Annotated in this window: 22 protein-coding genes; 12 read left to right on the plus strand and 10 right to left on the minus strand. The window is 35.2% G+C overall.

The annotated features are described in order from the left end of the window. Window positions 1–950: 950 nt before the first annotated feature. The 4 genes from ptsN to lptC form a co-directional block, all read right to left on the minus strand. A complete protein-coding gene (ptsN, locus tag ACFINO_RS00660; RefSeq protein ID WP_375636394.1) occupies window positions 951–1,415 on the minus strand; it encodes a PTS IIA-like nitrogen regulatory protein PtsN in 465 nt (154 codons plus the stop codon). Window positions 1,416–2,326: 911 nt separating this feature from the next. Then, window positions 2,327–3,121, minus strand: coding sequence for an LPS export ABC transporter ATP-binding protein (gene lptB, locus ACFINO_RS00665; RefSeq protein ID WP_375633647.1), 795 nt, complete (start codon window positions 3,119–3,121; stop codon window positions 2,327–2,329). Between the two features lie 6 nt (window positions 3,122–3,127). Next, window positions 3,128–3,727, minus strand: coding sequence for an LptA/OstA family protein (locus ACFINO_RS00670; protein WP_375633646.1), 600 nt, complete (start codon window positions 3,725–3,727; stop codon window positions 3,128–3,130). A gap of 76 nt (window positions 3,728–3,803) precedes the next feature. Beyond that, window positions 3,804–4,448 (minus strand): LPS export ABC transporter periplasmic protein LptC, encoded by a 645-nt coding sequence (gene lptC, locus ACFINO_RS00675; protein WP_375654793.1) that lies wholly within the window; start codon window positions 4,446–4,448, stop codon window positions 3,804–3,806. Window positions 4,449–4,631: 183 nt separating this feature from the next. Here lptC and ihfB point away from each other — a divergent pair, with 183 nt between their 5' ends. The 7 genes from ihfB to ACFINO_RS00710 all read left to right on the plus strand — a co-directional run bounded on the left by ihfB (window position 4,632) and on the right by ACFINO_RS00710 (window position 10,533). Further along, entirely contained in the window at window positions 4,632–4,910 is a 279-nt protein-coding gene (ihfB, locus tag ACFINO_RS00680) for an integration host factor subunit beta (RefSeq protein WP_273790186.1), read from the plus strand. A 7-nt stretch (window positions 4,911–4,917) separates the two neighbouring features. After that, on the plus strand, window positions 4,918–5,214 hold the full coding sequence (locus ACFINO_RS00685) for a lipopolysaccharide assembly protein LapA domain-containing protein (protein WP_375617461.1): 297 nt from the start codon (window positions 4,918–4,920) through the stop codon (window positions 5,212–5,214). Window positions 5,215–5,386: 172 nt separating this feature from the next. After that, complete coding sequence (locus ACFINO_RS00690; protein ID WP_375654795.1) at window positions 5,387–6,310, plus strand: class I SAM-dependent methyltransferase; 924 nt, start codon at window positions 5,387–5,389, stop codon at window positions 6,308–6,310. Window positions 6,311–6,312: 2 nt separating this feature from the next. After that, entirely contained in the window at window positions 6,313–7,167 is an 855-nt protein-coding gene (locus ACFINO_RS00695) for a TrmH family RNA methyltransferase (protein ID WP_375654797.1), read from the plus strand. Next, window positions 7,157–7,660, plus strand: coding sequence for a signal peptidase II (lspA, locus tag ACFINO_RS00700; protein ID WP_375654799.1), 504 nt, complete (start codon window positions 7,157–7,159; stop codon window positions 7,658–7,660). Before ACFINO_RS00695 ends, lspA begins: the two co-directional genes overlap by 11 nt. A gap of 1,123 nt (window positions 7,661–8,783) precedes the next feature. Further along, complete coding sequence (locus ACFINO_RS00705; protein WP_375654801.1) at window positions 8,784–9,557, plus strand: Bax inhibitor-1/YccA family protein; 774 nt, start codon at window positions 8,784–8,786, stop codon at window positions 9,555–9,557. A 112-nt stretch (window positions 9,558–9,669) separates the two neighbouring features. Further along, the gene (locus tag ACFINO_RS00710) at window positions 9,670–10,533 is read left to right on the plus strand and encodes an endonuclease/exonuclease/phosphatase family protein (RefSeq protein WP_375654803.1); all 864 of its coding nucleotides are present in this window, start codon (window positions 9,670–9,672) and stop codon (window positions 10,531–10,533) included. A gap of 6 nt (window positions 10,534–10,539) precedes the next feature. Here the strand turns inward: ACFINO_RS00710 and polA are convergent, their stop codons facing one another. From polA to ACFINO_RS00740, 6 genes are all read right to left on the minus strand, one after another. Then, entirely contained in the window at window positions 10,540–13,467 is a 2,928-nt protein-coding gene (gene polA / locus ACFINO_RS00715) for a DNA polymerase I (RefSeq protein WP_375642790.1), read from the minus strand. Between the two features lie 298 nt (window positions 13,468–13,765). Next, window positions 13,766–14,473, minus strand: coding sequence for a DNA polymerase III subunit epsilon (dnaQ, locus tag ACFINO_RS00720; RefSeq protein WP_375633965.1), 708 nt, complete (start codon window positions 14,471–14,473; stop codon window positions 13,766–13,768). 4 nt (window positions 14,474–14,477) lie between these two features. Next, window positions 14,478–15,065 (minus strand): dephospho-CoA kinase, encoded by a 588-nt coding sequence (coaE, locus tag ACFINO_RS00725; RefSeq protein WP_375654805.1) that lies wholly within the window; start codon window positions 15,063–15,065, stop codon window positions 14,478–14,480. Continuing rightward, the gene (locus ACFINO_RS00730; RefSeq protein ID WP_375654807.1) at window positions 15,062–15,934 is read right to left on the minus strand and encodes a shikimate dehydrogenase; all 873 of its coding nucleotides are present in this window, start codon (window positions 15,932–15,934) and stop codon (window positions 15,062–15,064) included. Before ACFINO_RS00730 ends, coaE begins: the two co-directional genes overlap by 4 nt. Beyond that, entirely contained in the window at window positions 15,927–16,523 is a 597-nt protein-coding gene (locus tag ACFINO_RS00735; RefSeq protein ID WP_375633961.1) for a Maf family nucleotide pyrophosphatase, read from the minus strand. The genes ACFINO_RS00730 and ACFINO_RS00735 overlap by 8 nt, the downstream gene beginning before the upstream one ends. After that, window positions 16,520–17,359, minus strand: a complete 840-nt coding sequence (locus ACFINO_RS00740; protein WP_375633959.1) for a pyruvate, water dikinase regulatory protein — start codon at window positions 17,357–17,359, stop codon at window positions 16,520–16,522. The genes ACFINO_RS00735 and ACFINO_RS00740 overlap by 4 nt, the downstream gene beginning before the upstream one ends. Before the next feature lie 552 nt (window positions 17,360–17,911). On the opposite strand from ACFINO_RS00740, the gene rho reads away from it, so the two are divergent. The 5 genes from rho (at window position 17,912) to ACFINO_RS00765 (ending at window position 23,942) form a co-directional block, all read left to right on the plus strand. Continuing rightward, window positions 17,912–19,177 (plus strand): transcription termination factor Rho, encoded by a 1,266-nt coding sequence (gene rho / locus ACFINO_RS00745; protein WP_015857121.1) that lies wholly within the window; start codon window positions 17,912–17,914, stop codon window positions 19,175–19,177. A gap of 31 nt (window positions 19,178–19,208) precedes the next feature. Beyond that, on the plus strand, window positions 19,209–20,516 hold the full coding sequence (gene mnmE, locus ACFINO_RS00750) for a tRNA uridine-5-carboxymethylaminomethyl(34) synthesis GTPase MnmE (RefSeq protein WP_375654809.1): 1,308 nt from the start codon (window positions 19,209–19,211) through the stop codon (window positions 20,514–20,516). Between the two features lie 106 nt (window positions 20,517–20,622). Continuing rightward, window positions 20,623–22,491 carry a tRNA uridine-5-carboxymethylaminomethyl(34) synthesis enzyme MnmG gene (gene mnmG / locus ACFINO_RS00755; protein WP_375654811.1) on the plus strand — a complete coding sequence of 623 codons (1,869 nt, stop codon included), beginning with the start codon at window positions 20,623–20,625 and terminating at the stop codon, window positions 22,489–22,491. Continuing rightward, window positions 22,491–23,138, plus strand: a complete 648-nt coding sequence (rsmG, locus tag ACFINO_RS00760; protein WP_375654813.1) for a 16S rRNA (guanine(527)-N(7))-methyltransferase RsmG — start codon at window positions 22,491–22,493, stop codon at window positions 23,136–23,138. The genes mnmG and rsmG overlap by 1 nt, the downstream gene beginning before the upstream one ends. Before the next feature lie 6 nt (window positions 23,139–23,144). Continuing rightward, window positions 23,145–23,942, plus strand: a complete 798-nt coding sequence (locus tag ACFINO_RS00765) for a ParA family protein (protein WP_375617447.1) — start codon at window positions 23,145–23,147, stop codon at window positions 23,940–23,942. Window positions 23,943–23,945 lie beyond the last annotated feature (3 nt).

Consider the following 23,945-nt stretch of genomic DNA (forward strand, 5'->3'; position numbering starts at 1 on the left):
AAAGGTATAATTTTCATTCTTACCGTACAAAATTGTTCTTTAGCATGAGCTCTATACAACAGCAGACATCTAAATCATATCTATAAAATAGTTGATCTCTCCACTTGTGAAGAAGAAAGCTGGCACCATAACACTATTTTCCAGCTCCCAATGTTTTGCTACAACTCTCGATACTTGAGACGATTCATAGGAAGCATTTTTACCCCTTTCTTGTACAGTTTTTATCCACACGCTAATTCCGTTTACAACGTGCAAGGAAATGGTTTTGATTGATTCAACATAAACAAGTTTGGAATGAGAGAATTTTACAATATTCGGATCTCTCATCCAACATGCGAAATAGTGAATTATATTTAAAATCAATATCTTGCTATACTGAAGATACAATATATCTCTTATTTCTTCTTGAGCATTAAAATATTATCCCTAAACACTCAAACTCAACTTACAAAAAAATTCAATGCACAAATAAACTTTTCTGTTGATTTCTTTCCCGCTTTCAAAGGACGAAGATTCTTAATCCAATCTGGACTGAAAAAGTTTGGATTCTTGTCGAGCGGTCTCCTCTTTTCTTCCCACTCATGTGATTCACTTAACTAAAGGCTCTAAAAACAAGTCCTGCTTAAAAATATTTACCACGCACTCTAAAGCACTTAATATATTAAGAAGACTTACAGAATTTATCTCACCATATCTCAAATGATAGTGTTTTTACAGTATAACAGGATAAAAGAATCCACGAACATAATAATTAGATGCTTTAATATACGAGAACAAGAAAGGACAAGCCCTTCGTTTTTGTTGCTTGCTCTTTAAAAAGAAGGTTCACTTAGAAGTGATTTTCTTAAATCTCATGACATAACCTTTTGTTATTAGTCTTAAGATGCAAATTATATTATTTCCTACGCTCTGTAGTGCATACCTCGCAATTTATACGCTCATAATAACTTTTAAGCTGCATTTGATTCTGAAGTCTGAATCAATAAAGAATAAAGCGCATTGGCATTATGCGTACTGCGCAACTTTTGTACAACATCAGTGTGACGCAAAACACGTGCGATCTGTGATAAAGCTTTTAAGTGATCTGCACCAGCATTTTCAGGTGCTAAAAGGAGAAAAACGAGATCTATAGGTTCGTCGTCAAGAGCTTCAAAATCAACAGGACTTTCAAGACGTGCAAATATACCAATGATCCGATTAATATCAGGTAATTTTCCATGAGGAATCGCAATACCTCCACCCAAACCCGTTGAACCAAGCTTCTCGCGTTGTAAAACAACATCAAAAATCACATGCTCACTAAGACCTGTTAGCTTGGAAGCTTTTTCGGCTAAAATTTGCAGAACTTGTTTTTTCGAATTAGCATTAAGAGCCGGAATGATCGCTTCCGGTGCTATTAACTCACTCAAATTCATACTTTAATTTTCCTCTTACACGCTAAAATGCTCATCAATAAACCTATAAACGCTATAGATACTTAATGTTCTTTCACTTTTCGCAACATCGCATGTGTTTTTACTTTTCAATTTATAATGGGTGATGGCTCAATACATCTCATATCACTTCTAAAACAACAATAAATATTATTCGGATCATCATTAACGGCATAAGAAACCAAAGAAATGAAGTTGTTCATAAAGTTAATTTCCTTACGACTCTAGAAAAGGCCATTATTCATAAATTTATTAAACTTGTCATAAGAGTTGATGTATAATCCGCCATCAGAGTTTTTCTTTCTTTAAAAATGAGCCCTTAAATTAAGATGAAAAGCATACTGAGCAAAATGGACCTTTACTTTGAAAATTACTGTATAGCTTGAACATCGACTTATAACAAGAATATAAAGATTTTTAGAAATTTAATGATTATTTTAAAAGATTTATAGATTTAGCCTGATATCTGTAGCCAAGCTCCTATTTTCAAATAGGCCATATAAACCAATAAAATACGACAACTCCTATTGAATAACCGCAATATATAAACCGGTGCTCCCATCAAAATACCTAAAACAGCATCATCGATATATGATTTGATTCGACAGAGAAAAATATGATAAATATCTCTTACCTTTCAATAACACACGCATTTATTGAGCGCTTCGTTTATCACTCATTATCACGTTAATCTAGTGATATCTTTTCTATGATACAATTATGAGTAAGCTAAACTTATAAAACAACAGACTAACCTCTAATGATGAAGCCTTTTTCACCACTCAATAACAACATTAAGGTTATAGTCATAAAAGAAGTTTTGGCATAAATAAGGAGATTTTCAGTAATAATGTTTGGTTAAACTTAAATGGAAACTCGTGAAAGCTGTAAAATCAAAGAGAAAACTGATTTCCCAAATAAATTCTGCGTACATCAACGTTGTTGATAATATCGTTAGGACAACCGTGAACTAACACCCGCCCTGTATGAATAATATAAGCGCGATCGACAAGCCCTAATGTCTCACGCACATTATGATCCGTTATTAAAATACCAATGCCACGCCTCGTTAAATGACGAATAAGTTGTTGAATATCGAAAATAGCGATAGGATCAATTCCTGCAAATGGTTCATCAAGTAACATAAAATGGGGACGAGAAGCTAAAGCGCGCGCAATTTCAAGTCGCCGACGTTCACCTCCAGATAACGAAAGTGCAGACATTTTACGTAAATGATCAATTTTAAATTCATGTAAAAGGCTATCTAACTCTTCACGTTGTTTAAGGCGATCTTTTTCAACGACCTCTAAAACAGCTTTAATGTTATTTTCTACTGAAAGACCACGAAAAATAGACGCTTCCTGTGGAAGATATCCAATACCTAAACGCGCACGTCGATACATCGGAAGATGCGTAATATCAAATCCATCAATTTTAATGGATCCTCCATCAGATTTTATAAGCCCTGTCACCATATAAAAACAAGTTGTTTTACCTGCCCCATTGGGCCCTAAAATGCCAACGGCTTCTCCCGTACGAATGCCAAAAGAAACACCATTAACAGTTCGTCTTCCTCGATAAACTTTAATCAAATTACTGGCAATCAAGGTCCCTTTTAAGGGATTTTTTGAAGCTTCACTTTCAAGATTATACCTATCGGTCTGTTTTTTTCTTTTGATTCCAAACATGAAATCTTAATGGCCATTCTTTTGATTTTGTTTTAAAATAATAGAAACACGGCCTTTTTTCTTAGGCGTCTCACAACCTTCTAAAAAAGCCTTTCCGCTTTCCATATTTGCCGTTAGTTTGCACCCCGTTGCCACATTGTCACCATCAGTTAACACAACATGATTCCCTGTCAAACTCATCATTTTTGACTTTCCATCAAAAACGCCTTTATCACCCGTAGCAACTTGCGTAGCAATTTTTATATAAACTTTTCCTAAAGCTTCCATTTTTTGTATACTCGACGAACCAAATAAAGAAACAGATGATGCCTTTGTATCTTTCCTGTTTTTATCAATTTCTTTATATGCTTTATCGTAGTAAACAACTAATTCTGCCGTTCTTAAAAGACGTTCACCTTGTACCACTGAAACGTCACCCTTAAAAAGCGCTATCCCTTCTTTATCACGTATTTCCAAAGAATCTGCATGAAGTTCTACCGGTTCTTTATCGCTTGATAGACTTATTCCAAAATGGGCCACTTCAGCATATCCTAAAACTGCTCCTTCTCCTAACATTCCCATGCTAAAAGCCAACATCACACCTATCCATCTTTTGTACGATTTCATTATTTCAATTCTTCTGTTTGTATATACACATACTTCTCTTTATAAATATCCTTTAAAGATTTGTATTGATATTGCGTTATTGCTTTTGAAGCACTAAATGCACACCACCATGGAAATATATGTTTTTTCCTTTTTCTCGAATTTGTAAGGCGTTTGCGGCAAGATTCAAACCGGCTTGCTGAATATTAACACGTTGATCTGTTTTTAACTGTCCCTCGGATAAGTTAATACTAGCTGACATAAATTGTACCATCATCCCATCATTCGTCGTAATCGTGAATGGCTTATCCAACTGTAAAAAACCATTAATGTTATCGTAACCCCCCCCTTGTGCTGAAAGAAAAACCTGTCTTTGTTGGCCCATAAATGCTCTAGCTGTAATGTTTTGCAACCCAATCATTCCAGCGTGGGTATGGTCTTGAAATGCCTTTTCTGCTTTAAGCCAATAAGGTTCATGAGCACGCGTATACCCTTCTAATTTTGGATTGAGCATCGTCAAATTCATCACGCCACTTTCTCCATTATTCAAAGGCATAGAATCAGAAGTAACTGGAACCAAGAAAAACGTAAACCAGCAAAAAACCAGCGCTGAAATCAACGCTAAGAGAGGTAAAAAAATTTTTAATATGCTAATGCGACGCGAATGACGAGATGCTTTTTTTAAAACATCTCCAAAAGATGATCGCGTTGAAAAGGCTTTATAATGATTGTGTACGGACATACTCTCCTGATCTCTTAAATCCTCCGCATTTTTAATCTGTATACCCTTTATAGAAGGTATTTTCAAATTTTGTTTCTTGCAATTTGTTTTTTCTTGATTTTATTTTGCTTTTATCCGTTTATATATTGTAATATGCATGGAGTGCACAATTACAAAATTTTTTTGTGTGAAAGTGAGGCTATTGTGGTAAAATCAGAGCTTGTGCAAATTATCGCTCGTCATAACCCGCATCTTTTTCAACGGGATGTGGAGAATATTGTAAACGCTATTTTTGAGGAAATTGCAACAGCACTTGCAAATGGCAATCGCGTTGAACTTCGTGGATTTGGAGCTTTTTCTGTAAAAAGCCGCTCAGCCCGTAATGGACGTAATCCACGAACAGGTGAAGCCGTTTCTGTTGAAGAAAAGTGGATTCCTTTTTTTAAAACTGGCAAGGATTTACGCGACCGTCTTAATCAGTGAGAAACTTATGATAATTAAACGTATTCTTCTAACAAGTATCGGTGTGATTCTCGCAGCGGTTTTGATTGTTTTTATCGTGGCTAATCGTCAAATGGTTCCGTTAACCCTTGATCCTTTTCGAGCAAATCCTGAAAGTTTTACTTATCATGCTCCCCTCTTTATATGGCTCTTTATTTTCTTTGTTTTTGGTATTTTATTAGGAAATCTGATCAGTTGGTTTTCCTATCACAAATACAAAAAAGCTCTCAAAAAAAGTAAAGCCGAGATTGAAAAATTGAAAACATCTATCACAAATCTGGTGTAATGGTATTTAAATGAAATCTTTTCTCTCTGTATTTTATATTCAGTACAGAGTTAAAAGTGCTCTTTTTCTTTTTTTATACATGTTTTAATTGACTTTAGCTTTTTTGCACTTTTACGAAACATTTAAGAGCTTTATAATATATTTTTATACCTCATATACCGTGATACAAAACATGCCCGCACAATGCTTTCAATTCAATAGATATCCGCAGGAAAAGCTGCCCCTTATTTTAGAAACGGGTATAAGCGAAAACTATGCTCTCATTGATTCTGGTCATGGACAAAAATTAGAACGTTATGGAGCTTACCGCATTATTCGACCAGAAGGTCAAGCACTATGGAAACCCGCTTTACCACAAAAACAATGGGCTGATGTTGATGCTATTTTCACAGGAAACCTTGATGAAGAAGGGGTTGGGCGTTGGCATTTTCCTAAAAAGCCACTTGATGAAACATGGGCTCTTGCTTGGAATGGATTGTCTTTTCTAGGCCGTTTTACTTCCTTTCGTCATGTGGGGGTTTTTCCTGAACAAGATGCCCATTGGCGCTCTATGGAAGAACAAATTGTTAAAGCCGAACGCCCTATAAAATTGTTGAATCTTTTTGGCTATACAGGTATTGCCTCTTTGATTGGAGCACGAGCGGGTGCGAATGTTACCCATGTTGATGCTTCTAAAAAAGCCATTGCGTGGGCAAAAGCTAATCAAGAAAGAGCAGGATTACCAGATCATTCTATTCGCTGGATTTGCGATGATGCTATGAAATTTGTCGAGCGTGAACTGCGTCGTAAGAAAAGCTATGATATGATTCTTCTTGATCCCCCTGCTTATGGGCGTGGACCCCATGGTGAAATTTGGCAACTGTTTGATCATTTACCCGCTATGATCACAAATTGTCGTAAACTTCTCTCTGATAAACCGCTCTCTGTTGTCCTTACAGCTTATTCTATTCGTGCTTCCTTCTTTGCACTTCATGCTTTAATGCGTGATGCATTTGTAAATCTTGGTGGTACGGTCGAATCAGGAGAACTCATTTTGCGTGAAGAAGTTGCAGGACGTGCTCTTTCTACTTCTCTTTTTAGCCGTTGGATTGCTTGAATATGTGTAGACCCAAAACTGGTAGAGTGAAAGAAATTACCTCTCTTAGCAACCCCATCATAAAAAATCTTAAAGCACTTAGCCAAAAGAAAAACCGTAATAGAGAAGGTCTTTTCATGGCAGAAGGATTGAAATTGGTCATTGATGCTCTCAATCTTGGCTGGACAATACAGACGCTTATTTTTTCTAAAAGTGAAATCGGTAATGCTACTATCGAAAATACTGCTGCACGTGCTGTAGCCAACGGTGGTTTTGTTATTAAAGCCTCACAAAAGGTTATGGAATCACTTACCCGACGCGATAATCCACAAACAGTTATTGGTATTTTCAAGCAAAAATGGCACTCTTTTGAAATGATAAAAGGGCAGATTAAAGATGTTTACATCGCGCTTGATCGTGTACGTGATCCTGGAAACCTTGGTACCATTATTCGAACAGCTGATGCTGTAGATGCTAAAGGTGTTATTTTAATTGGCGAGACAACAGACCCTTTCTCGCCTGAAACAGTCCGTGCAACCATGGGATCTATTTTCTCTGTACCACTTTATCGTTTTGATGAAAACGGCTTTTTAAACTGGTCTTCTCACTTTAAAGGTATGATTGTTGGAACACACCTCAAAGGTTCTCTGGATTATCGCACACTTGACTTCAAAAATGGCCCTATTATCCTTTTAATGGGAAATGAAAAACAGGGATTATCAGATCTTCTTACGAATCGGTGTGATAAACTTACGCGTATTCCACAAAGCGGACGAGCAGACTCGCTTAATCTAGCTGTAGCAACAGCTGTTATGCTTTATGAAATCCGTCGCCCCTATTTAATACTGGAACCATGTGAGGAAAAACATGATTCGTAAATCACTCCCTTTTCTTCTCTTGGGCTTGGCTTTTACAGTAGTACTTGATCAAGCTGTCAAATACTGGGTTATGCACAATATGCCTTTAGGAACAGAAATTTCGCTTATTCCTTTTCTTTCCCTTTATCATGTGCGCAATTCTGGCATTGCATTTTCGTTTTTTTCTTCCTTTTCTCAGTGGGGAATCATCGCCATCACGATCATTGTGATTATCTTTCTTCTATGGTTATGGAAAAATACTGAATATAATAAGTCTTTAATGCGCTTTGGTCTTATTCTTATTATTGGGGGAGCCATCGGCAATCTCATTGATCGTATTCGCTTTCATCATGTCACTGATTATATACTTTTTCATATTGATGATATTTTTTATTTTGCTATTTTCAACCTTGCAGATAGTTTTATCACTCTCGGTGTTATTGCCATCCTTATTGAAGAATTGCGTACTTGGATAAAAGCAAGGCGTCATTCCAATAGTGCATCTTCTCATTGATATGTTCAGTGCCTTAGAAAACAGAGATTATTGACCATCACAAGTCTGATTACACATTGATTTCTCTTAATCAATTCTTGTTGCTCGTCATTTCACGTGTTTCTCTTCATGGGACTATAAGATCTTACTTTCTTTCCAACTTTACATTTCTACACTTAGTTAGTGCAAAAGAAATGAACCCAAATAGAATCAATATTTTTTATCCATGTGTCCTACATCACAATTTTTGAGGAGACATTTCACAGCATTTGAAGTTCTGTTTATTTGATTAGAACAATTGCTTTTCGTATGTTTTTTAGTTTTTACAGATATCGCTTTTACAGAGCCTTTCTTAAGTGCTTCGTTTAAAAACTCTCCTTTTTTATTTTATATATTGTTTAATAAAAAACATTTTTTCAACTATTTTCAATGGTGTCTTGTTAAACCAACATATTGATTATAAATATAAATTACCGTTTTTCATATTGAATAAAAGCCCTTACTATCCTAAATCTCTTTTATTTGGAATCTGTTCATGTTGAATCCATTAAAACCATGTCTCTTGTAAGACACAAGCAAATCAATAATCTTGATTTATTTAATATGAACAGATTTTCAACCAGAGAATCTTGCGATATTCGGAGTATCATTTAGCATTCAAAAAGACAATTTATCATTATACATCAATATTTATATAAAAATCCAATTCAATAGCTCTTATAACCGTGCAAAACAGATGCAATATTGGAGGTTGAAAATAGTGTGATGATACTTGCCGCTCTTCTCATAAACGCAAAAATAGTGAATATTTTATAAGGGATTGTATTACATAGTTTCTGTGAACAATAGAAAAGTTTTTAAGTGTAGTCTTTTTATCTTGCAAAAATATGGCAAAAAATGGAAATATTTTTTATTAAAATGAACTATTTCCTTACCAATTTGTAAGGTTCCTTCTTCATATAAATCTCTTGTAATTTTTAAATAAATCTCCATAATAAGAGCATATATGCTGGAATTCTGTCAGTGATTCTTAAGGGTTTTTGTATTTGCCTAATTAAGGCTTATACCAAGTTTATCTGTGTAATGACAGAGACACCTTTAAAGCCCTATACCTGACAGAACATATGCTAAAGGATTTTATATTATGGCTAATTTTAAAAATTTACGTTCGGCGCCTACTTCTCACGCCGATGCATCAATTGATCAGGGATTGCGCGACTATATGTTGGGTGTCTATAATACAATGGCCATTGGTTTGCTTATTACAGCTGCTGCCGCTTATGTAATTGTATCATTAGCAACGACAACAGATATGAACCAAGCAGCAGCTCAAATCAATAGCAGTGTTTATTTAACATCATTTGGAGTAACATTTTATACATCGCCATTCTCTTACATTGTTATGTTTGCACCACTCATAGCAGTTTTATTCCTCAGTTTTAAAATTAATACATTGAGCACAAATGCTGCTCGTAGCCTCTTTTTTGGTTATGCTGCTCTGGTTGGTCTTTCACTGTCTTCAATCGTTTTGCGCTATACGACAGAAAGTGTTGTGCAAACCTTTGTCATTTCCGCCGCAACTTTTGGAGCTCTTTCACTTTATGGATACACAACAAAGCGTGATCTCACAGCAATCGGTTCATTCTTATTCATTGGATTGATCGGCTTGTTGCTTTCCATGATTGTGAACATTTTTCTTGGATCAAGCGCTTTGCAGTTTGCTATCTCTGTGATTGGTGTTTTTATCTTTGCTGGTTTAACAGCCTACGATACCCAGAGCATTAAGTTGATGTATTATGAAGGAGATGAAAGCGATACCAGAGGACGTAAAGTTATTATGGGCGCGCTGAATCTTTATCTTGATTTCATCAATATGTTTGTCTTCTTGCTACAGTTTCTTGGCTCAAACCGTGATTGATTGCAAAAATCATTACTTAATTAAAGAACCTTGTTTCTAAAAGAAACAAGGTTCTTTTGTTTTTAGTGTAAATCTTTACCCTCTGCTTCTTAGAAACTATTCTTTTCGCAAAATGACAAAAATCCCTTATAAGCAAAAATTCCCTTGGTTTACCGGTTTTATCCAACAAAAACTCCATAGCTCCCTTTTAAATACAACTCACAGCCGCTCTCATCGTCAATCAAACATCGTCAATCAAAATAGTAATTATGATCTGACCGTTGCTTCCTATAATGTGCATAAATGTGTAGGTGTTGATAAAGTTTTTAATCCTACAAGAATTGTCCGTGTTATTACTGAATTACAAGTTGATATCCTTGCTCTTCAAGAAGCAGATAAACGTTTTGGGGAACGCATCGGTTTGATTAATCTTCAGCTATTAAAAGCTGAAACCGGTTTGATTCCTGTACCTCTTAATACTATGTCACCTCATGGCCATGGTTGGCATGGGAATGCTCTTTTTTTGCAAAAGGGATATGTACGTGATACTTTACAAGTCACTCTTCCTAGTATTGAACCACGTGGGGCTGTAATTGTAGAATTGGAAATGGCAGCAGGCCCTATTCGTATTATTGCGGCTCATTTTGGCTTATTACGTTACTCTCGTAAACAACAAACAAAAATGCTCCTTGAAATTTTCCAAAAACGCCCCCTTATGCCTACACTCCTCATAGGAGATTTTAATGAATGGCGAATGGGAAAAGGCTCATCTTTAAATCATTTTTCTCCCTATTTTGATAGCACTTTTGAAGTTGTACCAAGCTTTCCCTCTCGTTTTCCTTTGTTAGCCCTTGATAGAGTTTTTTCTTTTCCCCACCAATTGGTAACAAGTATTGAAAATCATTATTCACCACTTGCACGCATTGCTTCAGATCATTTGCCTATCAAAGCCTATCTTAATCTTTCCAACGCAATCAATATTCTTAAAAATAAATAAAAAAAATTAATGTGCCTCATCCCAATTTTGAGCCGTCATAACTTTTACTTCAAGCGGTACAGATAAAGATAGAACCGGTATTGTAGCATTTTCCATAACATTTTTAACAACAGTCATGGTTTTTTTACTTTCTTCTTCTGGTACTTCAAAAATCAGTTCATCATGAACTTGCAGCAACATTTTTGCTGATAGTTTTTCTTCTTTTAAAGCATCTCCCATATGTATCATAGCGCGACGAATAATATCTGCTGCAGAACCTTGAATTGGAGCATTGATAGCTGCCCGCTCATTAAGAGAACGAATTTTTACATTCTTTGCTTTTATCTCTGGATAATGGATACGACGTCCAAAAATTGTTTCTACATAACCATTTTCACGTGCAAAGATTTTGGTCTTCTCCATATAATCTTTAATTCCTGGAAATCTTTCAAAATACAGTTGAATATAACGACCCGCTTCTTGGCGTGAAATTCCCAATTGATTGGCTAGTCCAAAAGCTGAAATACCATAAATAATACCAAAATTAATCGCTTTTGCACGCCGTCGTATATCTGAATGCATTCCTTCTATCGCAACACCAAACATTTGTGATGCCGTTATAGCGTGAATATCATGCCCTTTAGCAAAAGCTTCTTTTAATGCTTTTATATCCGCAATATGTGCAAGAATGCGCAACTCAATCTGACTATAATCAGCAGAAAGTAACACATGTCCTTTGGGAGCAATAAAAGCTGTTCGAATTTTACGTCCTTCAGCAGTTCGCACTGGAATATTTTGCAAATTTGGCTCTGATGATGATAACCGACCTGTTGATGTTATTGCCAAAGAATAATTTGTATGAACTCGCCCTGTTTTTGAAAAAATATAAGAAGGCAAGGCATCTGTATAGGTAGATTTTAGCTTTGAAAGTTGACGCCACTCAATAATTTTACGCGGTAAAATATGACCTTCAGCAGCCAACTCTTCTAAGGTCCGTGCAGAAGTTGACCATTGTCCACCCTTAGTTTTAGCGCCTCCAGGCAATCCCATTTTGCCAAAAAGGATATCCCCTAATTGCTTTGGCGAAGCAAGATTAAACTTTTCATCAGCTTGTTTGTAAATTTCCTCTTCTAGAATCAAAGCAGCTTGTGCTAACTCTCCTGAAAGACGCAATAAAATCTGCCTATCAATAAGAATCCCCCGTTCTTCCATTCTTGCAAGAACTTCTACAAGAGGCCGATCAAGACGCTCATAAATTTTTGTCATTCCACGAGCAACAAGTTGCGGTTTCAATACTTGCCAAAGACGTAGCTTTATATCAGCATCTTCCGCCGCATAAAGGGTTGCTTGTTTTAAATCTACTTGTGCAAAAGAAGTAATTTTTTTCCCGTTATGCGTTAAATCTTTATAGACAATTGGTTTATGCTCAAGCCAACGTTCAGACAAATCATCCATATTATGGGTTAACATTCCAGCATCAAAAGCATATGATAAAAGCATGATGTCGTCAAAAGAGCTTATCATAATGTCATATTGCTTCATCACCAACCAATCATATTTTATATTATGACCAATTTTTAACACCGCTGAATCTTCTAATATCGGTTTTAAAAGTGCTAAAGCTTTTTGGTCCTCAATCTGTGAGGCAATGCGCCCGCCCCTCAAAAGGTCCTCTTCTCCTTCATCAAAATGTTCAAGAGGTATATAAGCTGCTTTTTCCGGCTGTAATGCGAGTGAAAAACCAACAAGCTTTGCTTGCATCGGATCAAGAGATGTTGTTTTAGTATCAAAAGCAAAAAAACCCTGCTCTTGTGCTTGTGATAACCAGTCTTTTAAAATTTCCTCATCAAGAATTGTTGTATAAGCATCTCTTGTAATTTTTTGAGTCAGCGCTTGATCTTTACGTTTTTGTGCAAAAACTTGTGGAGAATTTTCAGAAAAATTATGAAGAGATGCGCGCTCAGTATTCTTGATATAAGAATCATGCCTGATATCAGAATCATTCCTGGGGCTTAGTTTTTCCCATTCAACATCTATATCAAGTGCGTCAATAACAGCTGCATCGCATGTCGTTGCCTCTGCCACGCGACGCGTTAATGTTGAAAACTCCATCGCTTTCAAAAAAGCAATTAAACGTGGACCATCTTGTGGCTCCAAAATAAAATCATCTAAATCATTATCTATAGGAACATCTGTTTTAAGCCTGACAAGTTCACGAGATATTTTAACTTGTTCTCTATAAGCTTGAATGTTTTCACGTCGTTTTGTTTGTTTAATTTCTGTTACGTTTTGCAATAAAAGATCAAGAGAACCAAATTCATTTAACAACTGAGCTGCAGTTTTTGGACCAATGCCTGGAATACCCGGTACATTATCCGTTGAATCTCCAATTAATGCTTGTAAATCAATCATTTTTTCAGGCGCAACACCCCATTTTTCTATAACTTCTGAGATACCTATATGCTTATCTTTCATTCCATCATACAAAGATACATGCGTATTTACGAGTTGCATAAGATCCTTATCAGAAGAAATAATGGTTGTTTTTGCCCCAACCTTTGTTGCCAACTTTGCATAGGTAGCAATTAAATCATCCGCTTCAAAGCCTTCCTTTTCAATACAAGGCAAATTAAAAGCCTTCGTTGCTTGGCGTATTAGCGCAAATTGAGGAATTAGATCTTCAGGAGGTTCAACACGATTCGCTTTATATTCAGGATAAATTTGTTTCCGAAAAGTATCAGATGAATAATCAAAAATAACAGCAAAATGTGTTGGAACAACACCCGTAGCTGTATTACGAGCATCACAAAGTAATTTCCATAACATATTGCAAAAACCAGCTACTGCTCCTACAGGAAGTCCATCCTTTTTACGTTTTAAAGGCGGCAAAGCATAATAAGCACGAAAAATATAGCCTGATCCGTCAACCAAAAAAAGATGATCTGTTGCTTTCATGACAATTTTTTCTCCATTTCAGCTAAAAAAACAAATTACCCTTATATATTTTTTCACTTTGCCTCTAAAAAGCCATTTTTTCTCTTCATAAAACGTGAAGTCGTTGCACTTTATATTAAGTACCTAGAGCTTTTCTTTGCTGTTACAGGATTAATAGCTTTCATTTTGCTCCTCCTATGATAGCTGAGGTACGATGTAGCGACAGGGTCGTTGTGGTGTTCCCCTCCCCACAACGACCGTTTTTTTGACATCGATATCCTTTAATTTCAATCGTGACTCTTTTAGATAAAAGATGATGTTATTCATGAATTTTGAAGTTTTTCCACAGAGCTTTTTCACCCATTTTGTAGATAAAATCAGCGTGTAACTTTTTTTCTTGCGTACTCAATCTTGAAGGTAAAACCTGTGGGCGAATTTTAACGGCATAAGATGTATCTTTATCGTTCTGGATATGTTCATCAATACCCCTTCTGTTATCAAAACCCAATACACCTTGCTTTCCACCGATGAGCTCAATATAAACATCAGCTAGAATCTCTGCATCAAGCAAAGCACCATGAAGAACACGATGGCTGTTATCAATTCCAAAACGTTTGCATAAAATATCAAGAGAATTAGGACCCATAGGAAATTTACGCCGCGCCATAGCCAATGTATCAAGAATATTATCAATACTGATAAGCGGTTTGTTGACGCGTTTTAATTCTGCATTAATAAAACCAATATCAAAACTCGCATTATGCGCAATCATTGTCGCGTCTTTGATAAATTCCAAAAATTCATCAACAATATCACTAAAACTTTTCTCGTTTTTCAAGCGTTCATTGGTTAATCCGTGAATTGCTACAACTTCATCAGGAATAATAACGCCTTCAGGGTTTAAATAAACATGAAATTGGCGTCCTGTGAGATAACGATCAACCATTTCTACACAACCAATTTCGATTATGCGATCTTTCTCTTTATCTAAACCTGTTGTTTCTGTATCAAAAATAATTTCACGCATGATTTTAATTCTTTAGCAATTTTTTTATCACATCAAAAACCTGTTGACGGGTATTTTCTAAATCTTTCCCTGTATCAATAATAAAATCAGCACGTTCTCGTTTTTTTTCATCTGGCATTTGTTGAGCATTGATAAAGGCAAATTTTTTCTCATTCATACCTTGGCGAATCATGACACGTTCTTTTTGTATTTCTAGTGGAGCAGAAACAACAATAACGCTATCCAAACGACTTTCACCATTTTTTTCAAACAAAAGTGGAATATCAAGAATAACTAATTTTTTCCCTTGTTCACGCGCTATATCAATAAATTCCCTTTCTTTTTCTTGTACCAAAGGATGAATTATTTTTTCTAATTTTTGTAATTTTTCTTTATCATCAATCAAAATTTCAGAAAGTTTCAAACGATTAACTTCACCGTTTTCAACAACACCAGGAAAAATACGCTCTATGAATGACAAAGCTGGCTCACTTTTATAAAGCTGTTTTACTGCTTCATCAGCACTAAAAACAGAAATACCCGCTTGCTTGAAAAAATCAGCAACTGTTGATTTTCCCATAGCAATTGATCCCGTTAATCCTACGATCTTCATTCTCTTTTTTCACTCATATCATCTAAAATGGCTGTCCGTAACGCTTTTGTCACCTGTGGTCTTATTCCAAACCACTGTTCAAACCCTATAACAGCCTGATGTAGAAGCATCCCAAGCCCATCAACCGTCTTGAGATCACAAGCCTTTGCCTGTTGTAAAAAAGGAGTTATCAATGGTGTATAAATAATATCTGTTACTAACGCCGTTTTTTTTGCTTTATGAAAATCGCAAAAAAAAGAATCACTTTTTTCTTCTGGAATTTTTATGCCAATAGATGTTGTATTAACAATCAAATCAACTTGATGAAGTATTTCATGGATTTTATACCAATCGTAAACTTTAATGATTTTTCCAAAATGCTGAGCTAAATTATCAGCACGTTGTTTTGTACGGTTAATTAAATAAATCTGTTTAAATCCGCGTTTTTTTAAGGCATATATGATAGCGCGTGCGGCACCACCTGCTCCAAAAACAAGAGCTGTTTCCCCTCCCCAATCAGATGCAAAATCATCAAGGTTAGCGCTAAAACCATAGGCATCGCTATTCGTGGCACAAAGCTTATCTCCTTCATACCAAAGTGTATTAACAGCACCAATCATTGTTGCTCTCTCATCTTTATAATCTGCTAAACGAAAAGCTTCCTGTTTATAAGGTAAAGTAACATTTCCTCCACAAAAGCCTATTTTTTGTAAAGACGCAATAAAATGACTGAACTCTTCAGATGTTACTTCTTGTGCAAGATATTCTCCTTGTAAACCATATTGTTTAAGCCAAAAATTGTGAATTTTTGGCGATTTTGAATGATGAATTGGAGAACCAACAACAAAAGCACGCGGATAATTTGTTTTTTTTATTGTTAAGTCAACCATCAATAATTCCTAAGTGGCGCAGTTTTATGAGTAGAGGCAGCAAAGGTAAACCAACAATGGTAAAAAAATCTCCTTCAATTTTTTCAAAGAGATGAATTCCTTCTCCTTCAATTTGATATACTCCCACGCTGTTTAAAACATCTTTTCCTACGCGTGCTAAATAACGTTCAATAAATTCTGATGAGAGTAAACGGACGGACATATGTGCACTAAAAGCTTCAACCCAAATTTTTTGACCATTTTTAAATAAAGCTACCGCACTATGAAGAGAATGGGCTTTTCCTGATAATTCACATAAACGTTGATGTGCTTCTTTAATATTTGTTGCTTTGTGAAAAACTTGACCTTCCAAATCAAGAACTTGATCACAACCAATAACGAAAGCATCAGGAAAACGATCTGAAACATTTTTTGCTTTTGCACTCGCAAGAAAACAGCTGAGTTCTTTAGGTTTTTTTTCTTTTGCTTTTTTTTCTACTTCTCTTTCATCAAAAGAAGCTCCTTCAATGGAAAAATTTAAGCCTGCTTTTTTTAATAATTTTGCACGATAAAAACTAAGAGATGCTAATATTAAAGTATCTGCGTTCATGAGAATTTTCTCTCATTTCCTTCACGAAATCGTGATAACAGTTCAAATATTGCAGCAGCAGTTTCTTCAATAGAACGTCTTGTGACATCAATAATAGGCCAACCAAAACGTTCGCAAATGCGTTTTGCATAGATTAATTCTTCAGCTATGTTGATACGATTTGTATAATTATCAAGAGCAAAACTTTCTCCCAAATCTCGATTTTGGCGGATATGTGAGATTCTTTCAGCTGAAGCAATTAAACCAATAATTAAAGAATTTTTTGCCTCTAAAAGGGATTCTGGCAAATCAATATTAGGAATAAGAGGAATATTAGCCGTTTTTATTCCGCGATTTGCTAAATAGATACTTGTTGGCGTTTTAGAGGTTCTTGAAATTCCCACAAGGATCACATCTGCTTCGGATAAGCTACTGGAAGACTGTCCATCGTCATGCTCTATTGTAAAATCCAGTGCCTCAATACGGCGAAAATAATCTGCATTAAGATCATGTTGTGCGCTCGCACGTAAATGTGTTGGCATTCCAAGGTAAGACTGAAAAGCATTTAAAACAGGATGCAATATATCAATACAGGGAACTTTCATTTCTTTACACCTTTTTTGAAGGAGAAGTTTAAATTCTTCATCAATCATTGTGTAAAGAACAATACCTGGCTCTTGTTGTATTTCATTAAGAGCTTTCTGTAACTGTATTCTATTACGAATCATAGGATAGATATGCTCTGTTGCCTGAATCATTGCATATTGCGATGCTACAGCTCTTCCAACAGAAATTAATGTTTCTCCTGTTGCATCAGAAAGCATGTGTAAATGAAAGAATTTTTTTTCTTTTGTCACAAAAATTTTAACTCCTTGTTAAGACATGTGTATATATCCTCACCGTTTTTTATAAAACTAAAATTTATGAAAAATTCTCCTTTTTTATGCACAAATTAAATGCTTGTGATAATTTAATCCCTCTTATAAAAAAAGAGGGGATAATATCTTTAAGATAGTGATATTTTTATTCTTTTTTCAGTTCCTTTTGTGGATAAAATTGAGGATAAATAATAATCCACACTAAACACAGTTATAAATAAGAATAATCCTTTCTTTAATATAAATTTATTAATATAAATTTCTGTAAAAAATACTTTTGAATAGCATTTCATTAATGCTATAATTCTAACTCACATTTTTGTTATTAAAATAATTAAATACTATTTGGATTTTACATTTTTTCAAGTTTTTCATATAATTACTTAATATTACAGGAACAAATTTCATATAAATGGTACTTGCAGATTAAAAAAATTGAGTGTAGGATATTTTTTCTTAATAATATTTCACTCATAAATTTCCATAAATTATTTAGAACAATCTTCTCCTTAATTACAAAGAGCATATTTCATGCAAAAAATGAAACTACAAGAACTTAAAAGCAAAAATCCCGTTGAGCTTGTTTCTTTTGCTGAAACATTAGAAGTTGAAAATGCCTCCCTTATGCGCAAACAAGAATTAATGTTTGCTATCTTGAAAAAACTTGCTCTACAAGACGTTGAAATTATAGGAGAAGGTGTTGTTGAAGTTTTACAAGACGGATTTGGATTTTTGAGATCTGCTGATGCTAATTATCTTCCTGGTCCTGATGATATTTATCTTTCACCTGCACAAATACAGTCGTTTTCTTTAAAAACAGGCGATACAATTGAAGGACCCATACGCAGTCCAAAAGAGGGAGAACGTTATTTTGCTCTCCTTAAAATTAATACAATTAATTTCGAAAAACCTGAAAAGATTCGTTATAAAATCCACTTTGATAATCTTACTCCTCTTTATTCAAATGAACGTTTCCAAATGGAAATACAAGATCCTACAGAGAAAGATATGTCATCACGCGTGATTGATTTGATATCTCCATTGGGAAAAGGACAAAGAGGGTTAATTGTAGCTCCTCCTCGAACGGGAAAAACAGTTTTACTTCAAAATATTGCTCATTCTATTACCACTAATCATCCTGAATGCTATCTCATTGTTCTTTTAATAGATGAACGACCAGAAGAAGTTACTGATATGCAGCGTTCAGTAAAAGGAGAAGTGGTTTCTTCTACTTTTGATGAACCAGCAATACGTCACGTACAAGTGGCAGAAATGGTCATTGAAAAAGCCAAACGTCTCGTTGAATATGGGCGTGATGTTGTTATTCTTCTCGATTCTATTACACGTCTTGGACGTGCATATAATACAGTTGTTCCTTCTTCGGGTAAAGTTTTAACAGGTGGTGTGGATGCAAATGCCCTCCAGCGTCCAAAACGTTTTTTTGGTGCAGCACGTAATATTGAAGAAGGCGGATCTTTAACTATTATTGCAACGGCTTTGATTGATACAGGAAGTCGTATGGATGAGGTTATTTTTGAAGAATTTAAAGGAACAGGTAATTCGGAAATTGTTCTTGATCGAAAAGTTGCTGATAAACGTATTTTCCCTGCTATGGATATTTTAAAGTCAGGAACGCGTAAAGAAGAACTTCTGGTAGAACGACAAGATTTACACAAAATTTTTGTTCTTCGTCGTATTTTAGCATCTATGAATGTAACAGATGCAATTGAATTTTTGATTGATAAATTAAAGCAAACAAAAAATAATAGTGAATTTTTTGATTCAATGAATACGTAGAGTTATTAAAGTTTTTATTAGGATAAAACCTGTGGATACAATCTTTGCTGTTTCGAGTGGATTGTTACCTTCAGGGGTTGCAGTCATTCGGCTTTCTGGTCCTCATGTTGTGGATATAGTTAAAACGCTTTGTGGTCGTTTACCTAAAGCACGTTTTATGCATTATGGAAATCTTACTGCTCGTGATGGTAGTTTTTTAGATTCTGGTTTAACTGTTTTTTTTCCTTCTCCTCATAGTTTTACGGGGGAAGATTGTGCAGAATTCCATTTACATGGAGGAAAAGCAGTAGTTAATCGTTTTCTCGATGAATTGTCGACATTTTCTGGATGCCGTATTGCAGAGGCAGGTGAATTTTCACGTCGTGCTTTTATGGAAGGAAAATTAGATCTTGTTCAAGCAGAAGGTCTTGCTGATTTAATAGAAGCAGAAACGGAAAGCCAACGGCGTTTAGCTGTTATGGGTACAAGTGGACATTTAACGACGCTTTATCGTGATTGGCGTCATAAGCTTATGAAGGCGCGTGCTTTTATTGAGGCAGAACTTGATTTTGTTGATGAAGCAGATATTCCCAACGCAATATCTGATAAAGTTTGGAAAGATGTTGATGATCTTTGTACTTCTATTCGGGAATATATTACTGAAGGAGAACGTGCGAGTATTTTACGTGATGGATTAAAAATTGTTATTGCTGGTGCTCCAAATTCTGGAAAATCAAGCATTATGAATCGTCTTTCAGGAAGATCTGTTGCTATTGTAACGGAAGAAGCAGGAACAACCCGTGATGCTTTAGAAATGAGAATTATTCTTGGTGGTTTACCTATTTTTTTAACAGATACTGCTGGTTTTAGAAAAACAGAAAATAAAATAGAACAGATGGGAATAGAAGTTGCTAAACAGCATGTTATGGAAGCTGATTTGGTTATTTTGGTTTATGATATAGGAAATCCTACGCAAGTTGATTTACCAGAAACATCGGCTGAAATATGGTGTGTTGGCAATAAGCTTGATCTTTATGAAAAAAGTGATCAGCGTTGGTCTATACAATTTTCCGCATTAACTGGTTTAAATTTTGATTATTTTATAAAAGAACTTGAATCATTTTGTCATTATCGTGCTTCTAAAATTGGAAATATTGTTCCAGCACGTAAAAGGCAACTTCAATTATTAAAGCAGGCTGTTAAAGAGATTGAATTTTCTCTTAATTATCATTCTCTTGATCTCAGTTTACGTGCAGAACATCTCCGTTGTGCAAGTGATTTTCTTGGGAAAATTACAGGAGATATTGATGTTGAAGATTTGCTTGATATTATTTTTTCAGAATTTTGTGTTGGTAAATAATGATTCACGTGAAACATTGATTATTTCATAGACAGATTATAAAGATTATGTAATTTATATACTGTTTCACGTGAAACCTTGTAATATTTTCTACGGAATGAATTAAATGCAATCATATGATGTTGTTATTGTTGGTGGTGGTCATGCTGGCTGTGAAGCGTCTTCAGCTTCAGCACGTGTAGGAGCCAAAACAGTGCTTGTTACACATAAAATATCAGCACTGGGAACAATGTCGTGTAATCCTGCTATTGGTGGACTTGGAAAAGGGCATCTAGTTCGTGAAATAGATGCGTTAGATGGTCTTATGGGAAGAGCAGCAGATGCTGCTGGAATTCAGTTTAGACTACTTAATAGACGTAAAGGACCGGCAGTAAGAGGACCACGGACACAGGCAGATAGACAACTTTATAAAAAAGCAATTCAAAAATTATTAAAAGAACAAGAAAATCTTACTCTTATTGAGGATGAAGTTATTGATCTGGTTGTTAAAGATAATTGTGTATCAGGTGTTATTTTAAAAAAACAAGGAACAATTTTTTCTGGTGCTGTTGTTTTAACAACAGGTACATTTTTAAATGGTTTTATTCATATTGGTAATAAAACATGGGCTGCTGGTCGTATGGGAGATCAGTCAAGTGTAAAACTTGCTGAACATTTGAAAAAATATCATATAAAACTTGGACGATTAAAAACAGGAACCCCTGCTCGTTTGAGTAAAAAAACAATTGCTTGGGAAGCTCTCCAAAAACAACAAGCAGATGAAAATCCCATACCCTTTTCTCTTTTAACAGAGAAAATTGAACAACCACAAATTGAATGTGCAATAACACGTACAAATGAGAAAACACATCAAATTATTCGCGAGAATATTTATCGCTCTGCTTTATATTCTGGAAATATTGAAGGGTTAGGACCACGTTATTGTCCTTCTGTTGAAGATAAAATTGTGAAATTTGGAGAACGTGATGGACATCAGATCTTTCTGGAACCAGAAGGATTAAATGATGATACTGTTTATCCAAATGGTCTTTCTACTTCTCTTCCTGAAGATGTACAAATTTCTCTATTGAAAACCATTGAAGGATTGGAAAATGCTATAGTTTTGCAACCTGGTTATGCTATTGAATATGATTTTGTTAATCCACAACAATTAACGAGAAACTTAGAATTACGTTCTTTACCGGGTTTGTTCTTAGCAGGCCAAATTAATGGTACAACAGGATATGAGGAAGCAGCAGCACAAGGACTTTTAGCTGGATTAAATGCTGCACGTAAAGTAGGTAAATTAGATGAAATACTTATAAGTCGTTCTACTGCTTATATTGGTGTTATGATTGATGATTTAGTTTCACGTGGTGTTTGTGAACCTTATAGGATGTTTACATCACGTGCTGAATTTCGTTTATCTTTACGATCTGATAATGCTGATACGCGTTTAACACCTTTGGCACAAAAATGGGGTATTGTGAGTAAAATACGTTGGGAATGTTATCAGAAAAAACAACAACGGCTTGATCAAGCACGATCAATATGTCAAAATCTTTTTTTAACACCCAATGAAGCTTCTGCTCATGGATTACATGTTAATCATGATGGAATTCGGCGTTCGGCTTATGATTTTCTTGCTTATCCTCATATGACCTTAGAGCGTCTTTCAAATTTTTGGCCACAATTACAAACAATTGATTCTAAAACAGCAGAATCTTTAGAAATTGAAGCACAATATGCGGTTTATTTAGATAAACAAGCACAAGATATTGCCTCTCTTCAGAGAGATGAGCGTTTAGAAATTCCTTCTTCTCTTGATGTTCAGGCAATTTCAGGTCTTTCAAATGAACTTAAATCAAAAATTCAAGAAGTGTCGCCGCGTTCAATTGCTGATGCACAAAAAATTGATGGCATGACACCCGCCGCGTTATCGCTTATTATTACACATATTCAACGTCAACGACGTGAAAAGGCTAAAACAGCTTAATGAATTTTTCTACAGAAAAAAAATATCAACAATTATTAAATATTGTTCCTTCTGTTTCACGTGAAACGATGGAAAATTTAATTCAGTTTGAGTCTTTAATACTTCAGTGGAATACACATATTAATTTGATATCTGCTACAACTATACCAGATCTATGGACACGACATATTCTAGATTCAGCACAAATTTTTCCTTTGTATGCTCATTCTTTACATTGGTGTGATTTAGGATCAGGAGGAGGTTTTCCTGCAATTGTGATTGCTATCTTTTTGAAAGAAAAAAAAACAGCACATATTAATCTTGTTGAAAGTAATGGGAAAAAAGTTGCTTTTTTGCGAACAGTTATTGCTCAACTTAATCTTCCAGCAACGGTTTATCACGCTAGAATTGAAGATATATATCAAAAAATTCCCATATCTGATATTATAACGGCACGGGGATTAGCGCCGCTTGATACTCTTTTACAACTCATTTTTCCTTTATTAACAGAAAAAACAATAGCTCTTTTGCAAAAAGGTCGGGATTACGCTACAGAAATAAAAAATGCCTCTGCCAATTGGCACTTTGATCTGTTAAAACATAAAAGTAAAGTTGATGAAAATTCTGTTATTTTGGAAATTTCTCATATTCGATCATATAGAGGGTAGAGCAAAATGAGCGAAACACGAATTATCGCTATTGCAAACCAAAAGGGTGGAGTCGGAAAAACAACCACAGCAATTAATCTTGCTACAGCTTTAGCGGCTATTGGTGAAAATGTCCTTATTATGGATGTTGATCCACAAGGTAATGCTAGTACAGGTTTAGGGATTGATCGTAATAGCCGTCCTTTATCTTCTTATGATGTTTTGGTTTCGGGCGTTTCAATTACACAGGCGGCTTTAAAAACAGCCGTACCCAATCTTTATATAGTTCCCTCTACACTTGATCTCTTAGGTGTGGAAATGGAAATTTCTTCATCAAAAGATCGCATACAACGCTTACGTAAAGCTCTCTATGATGATCCGGAAATGGAAGAAAAATTCAATTATATTTTAATTGATTGTCCTCCCTCCCTTAATCTTTTAACACTTAATGCTATGGGGGCTGCGGATTCTGTTTTAGTGCCTATGCAGTGTGAGTTTTTAGCACTTGAAGGTTTAAGTCAATTACTTGAAACAGTAAAACAAGTGCGATCCGTACTTAATCCATCTTTAGAAATCCAAGGTATTGTTTTAACAATGTATGATGGACGTAATAACCTTTCAAATCAAGTTGTTGAAGATGTACGTTCTTTTATGGGAGATAAAGTTTATCGTACTGTTATTCCACGAAATGTAAGAGTATCAGAAGCGCCTTCTTTTGGCAAACCTGTATTGCTTTATGATCTTAAATGTGCTGGAAGCCAAGCTTATTTGCGTCTAGCATCAGAAATGATTCAACGTGAAAAACAAGCACGTGCTGCTGCTTAAAAA

It is taken from the genome of Bartonella sp. AA83SXKL (assembly GCF_042196965.1).
In the GTDB taxonomy this organism is placed as follows: domain Bacteria; phylum Pseudomonadota; class Alphaproteobacteria; order Rhizobiales; family Rhizobiaceae; genus Bartonella.

Bases quoted from the DNA above. Each gene is read 5' to 3' on its own strand.
- lspA (WP_375654799.1), top strand. From the start codon at position 7,157: ATGATTCGTAAATCACTCCCTTTTCTTCTCTTGGGCTTGGCTTTTACA.
- ACFINO_RS00690 (WP_375654795.1), top strand. From the start codon at position 5,387: ATGCCCGCACAATGCTTTCAATTCAATAGATATCCGCAGGAAAAGCTG.
- dnaQ (WP_375633965.1), bottom strand. From the start codon at position 14,473: ATGCGTGAAATTATTTTTGATACAGAAACAACAGGTTTAGATAAAGAG.
- ptsN (WP_375636394.1), bottom strand. From the start codon at position 1,415: ATGAATTTGAGTGAGTTAATAGCACCGGAAGCGATCATTCCGGCTCTT.
- polA (WP_375642790.1), bottom strand. From the start codon at position 13,467: ATGAAAGCAACAGATCATCTTTTTTTGGTTGACGGATCAGGCTATATT.
- ACFINO_RS00765 (WP_375617447.1), top strand. From the start codon at position 23,145: ATGAGCGAAACACGAATTATCGCTATTGCAAACCAAAAGGGTGGAGTC.
- lptC (WP_375654793.1), bottom strand. From the start codon at position 4,448: ATGTCCGTACACAATCATTATAAAGCCTTTTCAACGCGATCATCTTTT.
- ACFINO_RS00710 (WP_375654803.1), top strand. From the start codon at position 9,670: ATGACAAAAATCCCTTATAAGCAAAAATTCCCTTGGTTTACCGGTTTT.
- rho (WP_015857121.1), top strand. From the start codon at position 17,912: ATGCAAAAAATGAAACTACAAGAACTTAAAAGCAAAAATCCCGTTGAG.
- ACFINO_RS00695 (WP_375654797.1), top strand. From the start codon at position 6,313: ATGTGTAGACCCAAAACTGGTAGAGTGAAAGAAATTACCTCTCTTAGC.
- ACFINO_RS00685 (WP_375617461.1), top strand. From the start codon at position 4,918: ATGATAATTAAACGTATTCTTCTAACAAGTATCGGTGTGATTCTCGCA.
- lptB (WP_375633647.1), bottom strand. From the start codon at position 3,121: ATGTTTGGAATCAAAAGAAAAAAACAGACCGATAGGTATAATCTTGAA.
- mnmG (WP_375654811.1), top strand. From the start codon at position 20,623: ATGCAATCATATGATGTTGTTATTGTTGGTGGTGGTCATGCTGGCTGT.
- ACFINO_RS00730 (WP_375654807.1), bottom strand. From the start codon at position 15,934: ATGGTTGACTTAACAATAAAAAAAACAAATTATCCGCGTGCTTTTGTT.
- ACFINO_RS00670 (WP_375633646.1), bottom strand. From the start codon at position 3,727: ATGAAATCGTACAAAAGATGGATAGGTGTGATGTTGGCTTTTAGCATG.
- coaE (WP_375654805.1), bottom strand. From the start codon at position 15,065: ATGAAGATCGTAGGATTAACGGGATCAATTGCTATGGGAAAATCAACA.
- ACFINO_RS00705 (WP_375654801.1), top strand. From the start codon at position 8,784: ATGGCTAATTTTAAAAATTTACGTTCGGCGCCTACTTCTCACGCCGAT.
- rsmG (WP_375654813.1), top strand. From the start codon at position 22,491: ATGAATTTTTCTACAGAAAAAAAATATCAACAATTATTAAATATTGTT.
- ACFINO_RS00735 (WP_375633961.1), bottom strand. From the start codon at position 16,523: ATGAACGCAGATACTTTAATATTAGCATCTCTTAGTTTTTATCGTGCA.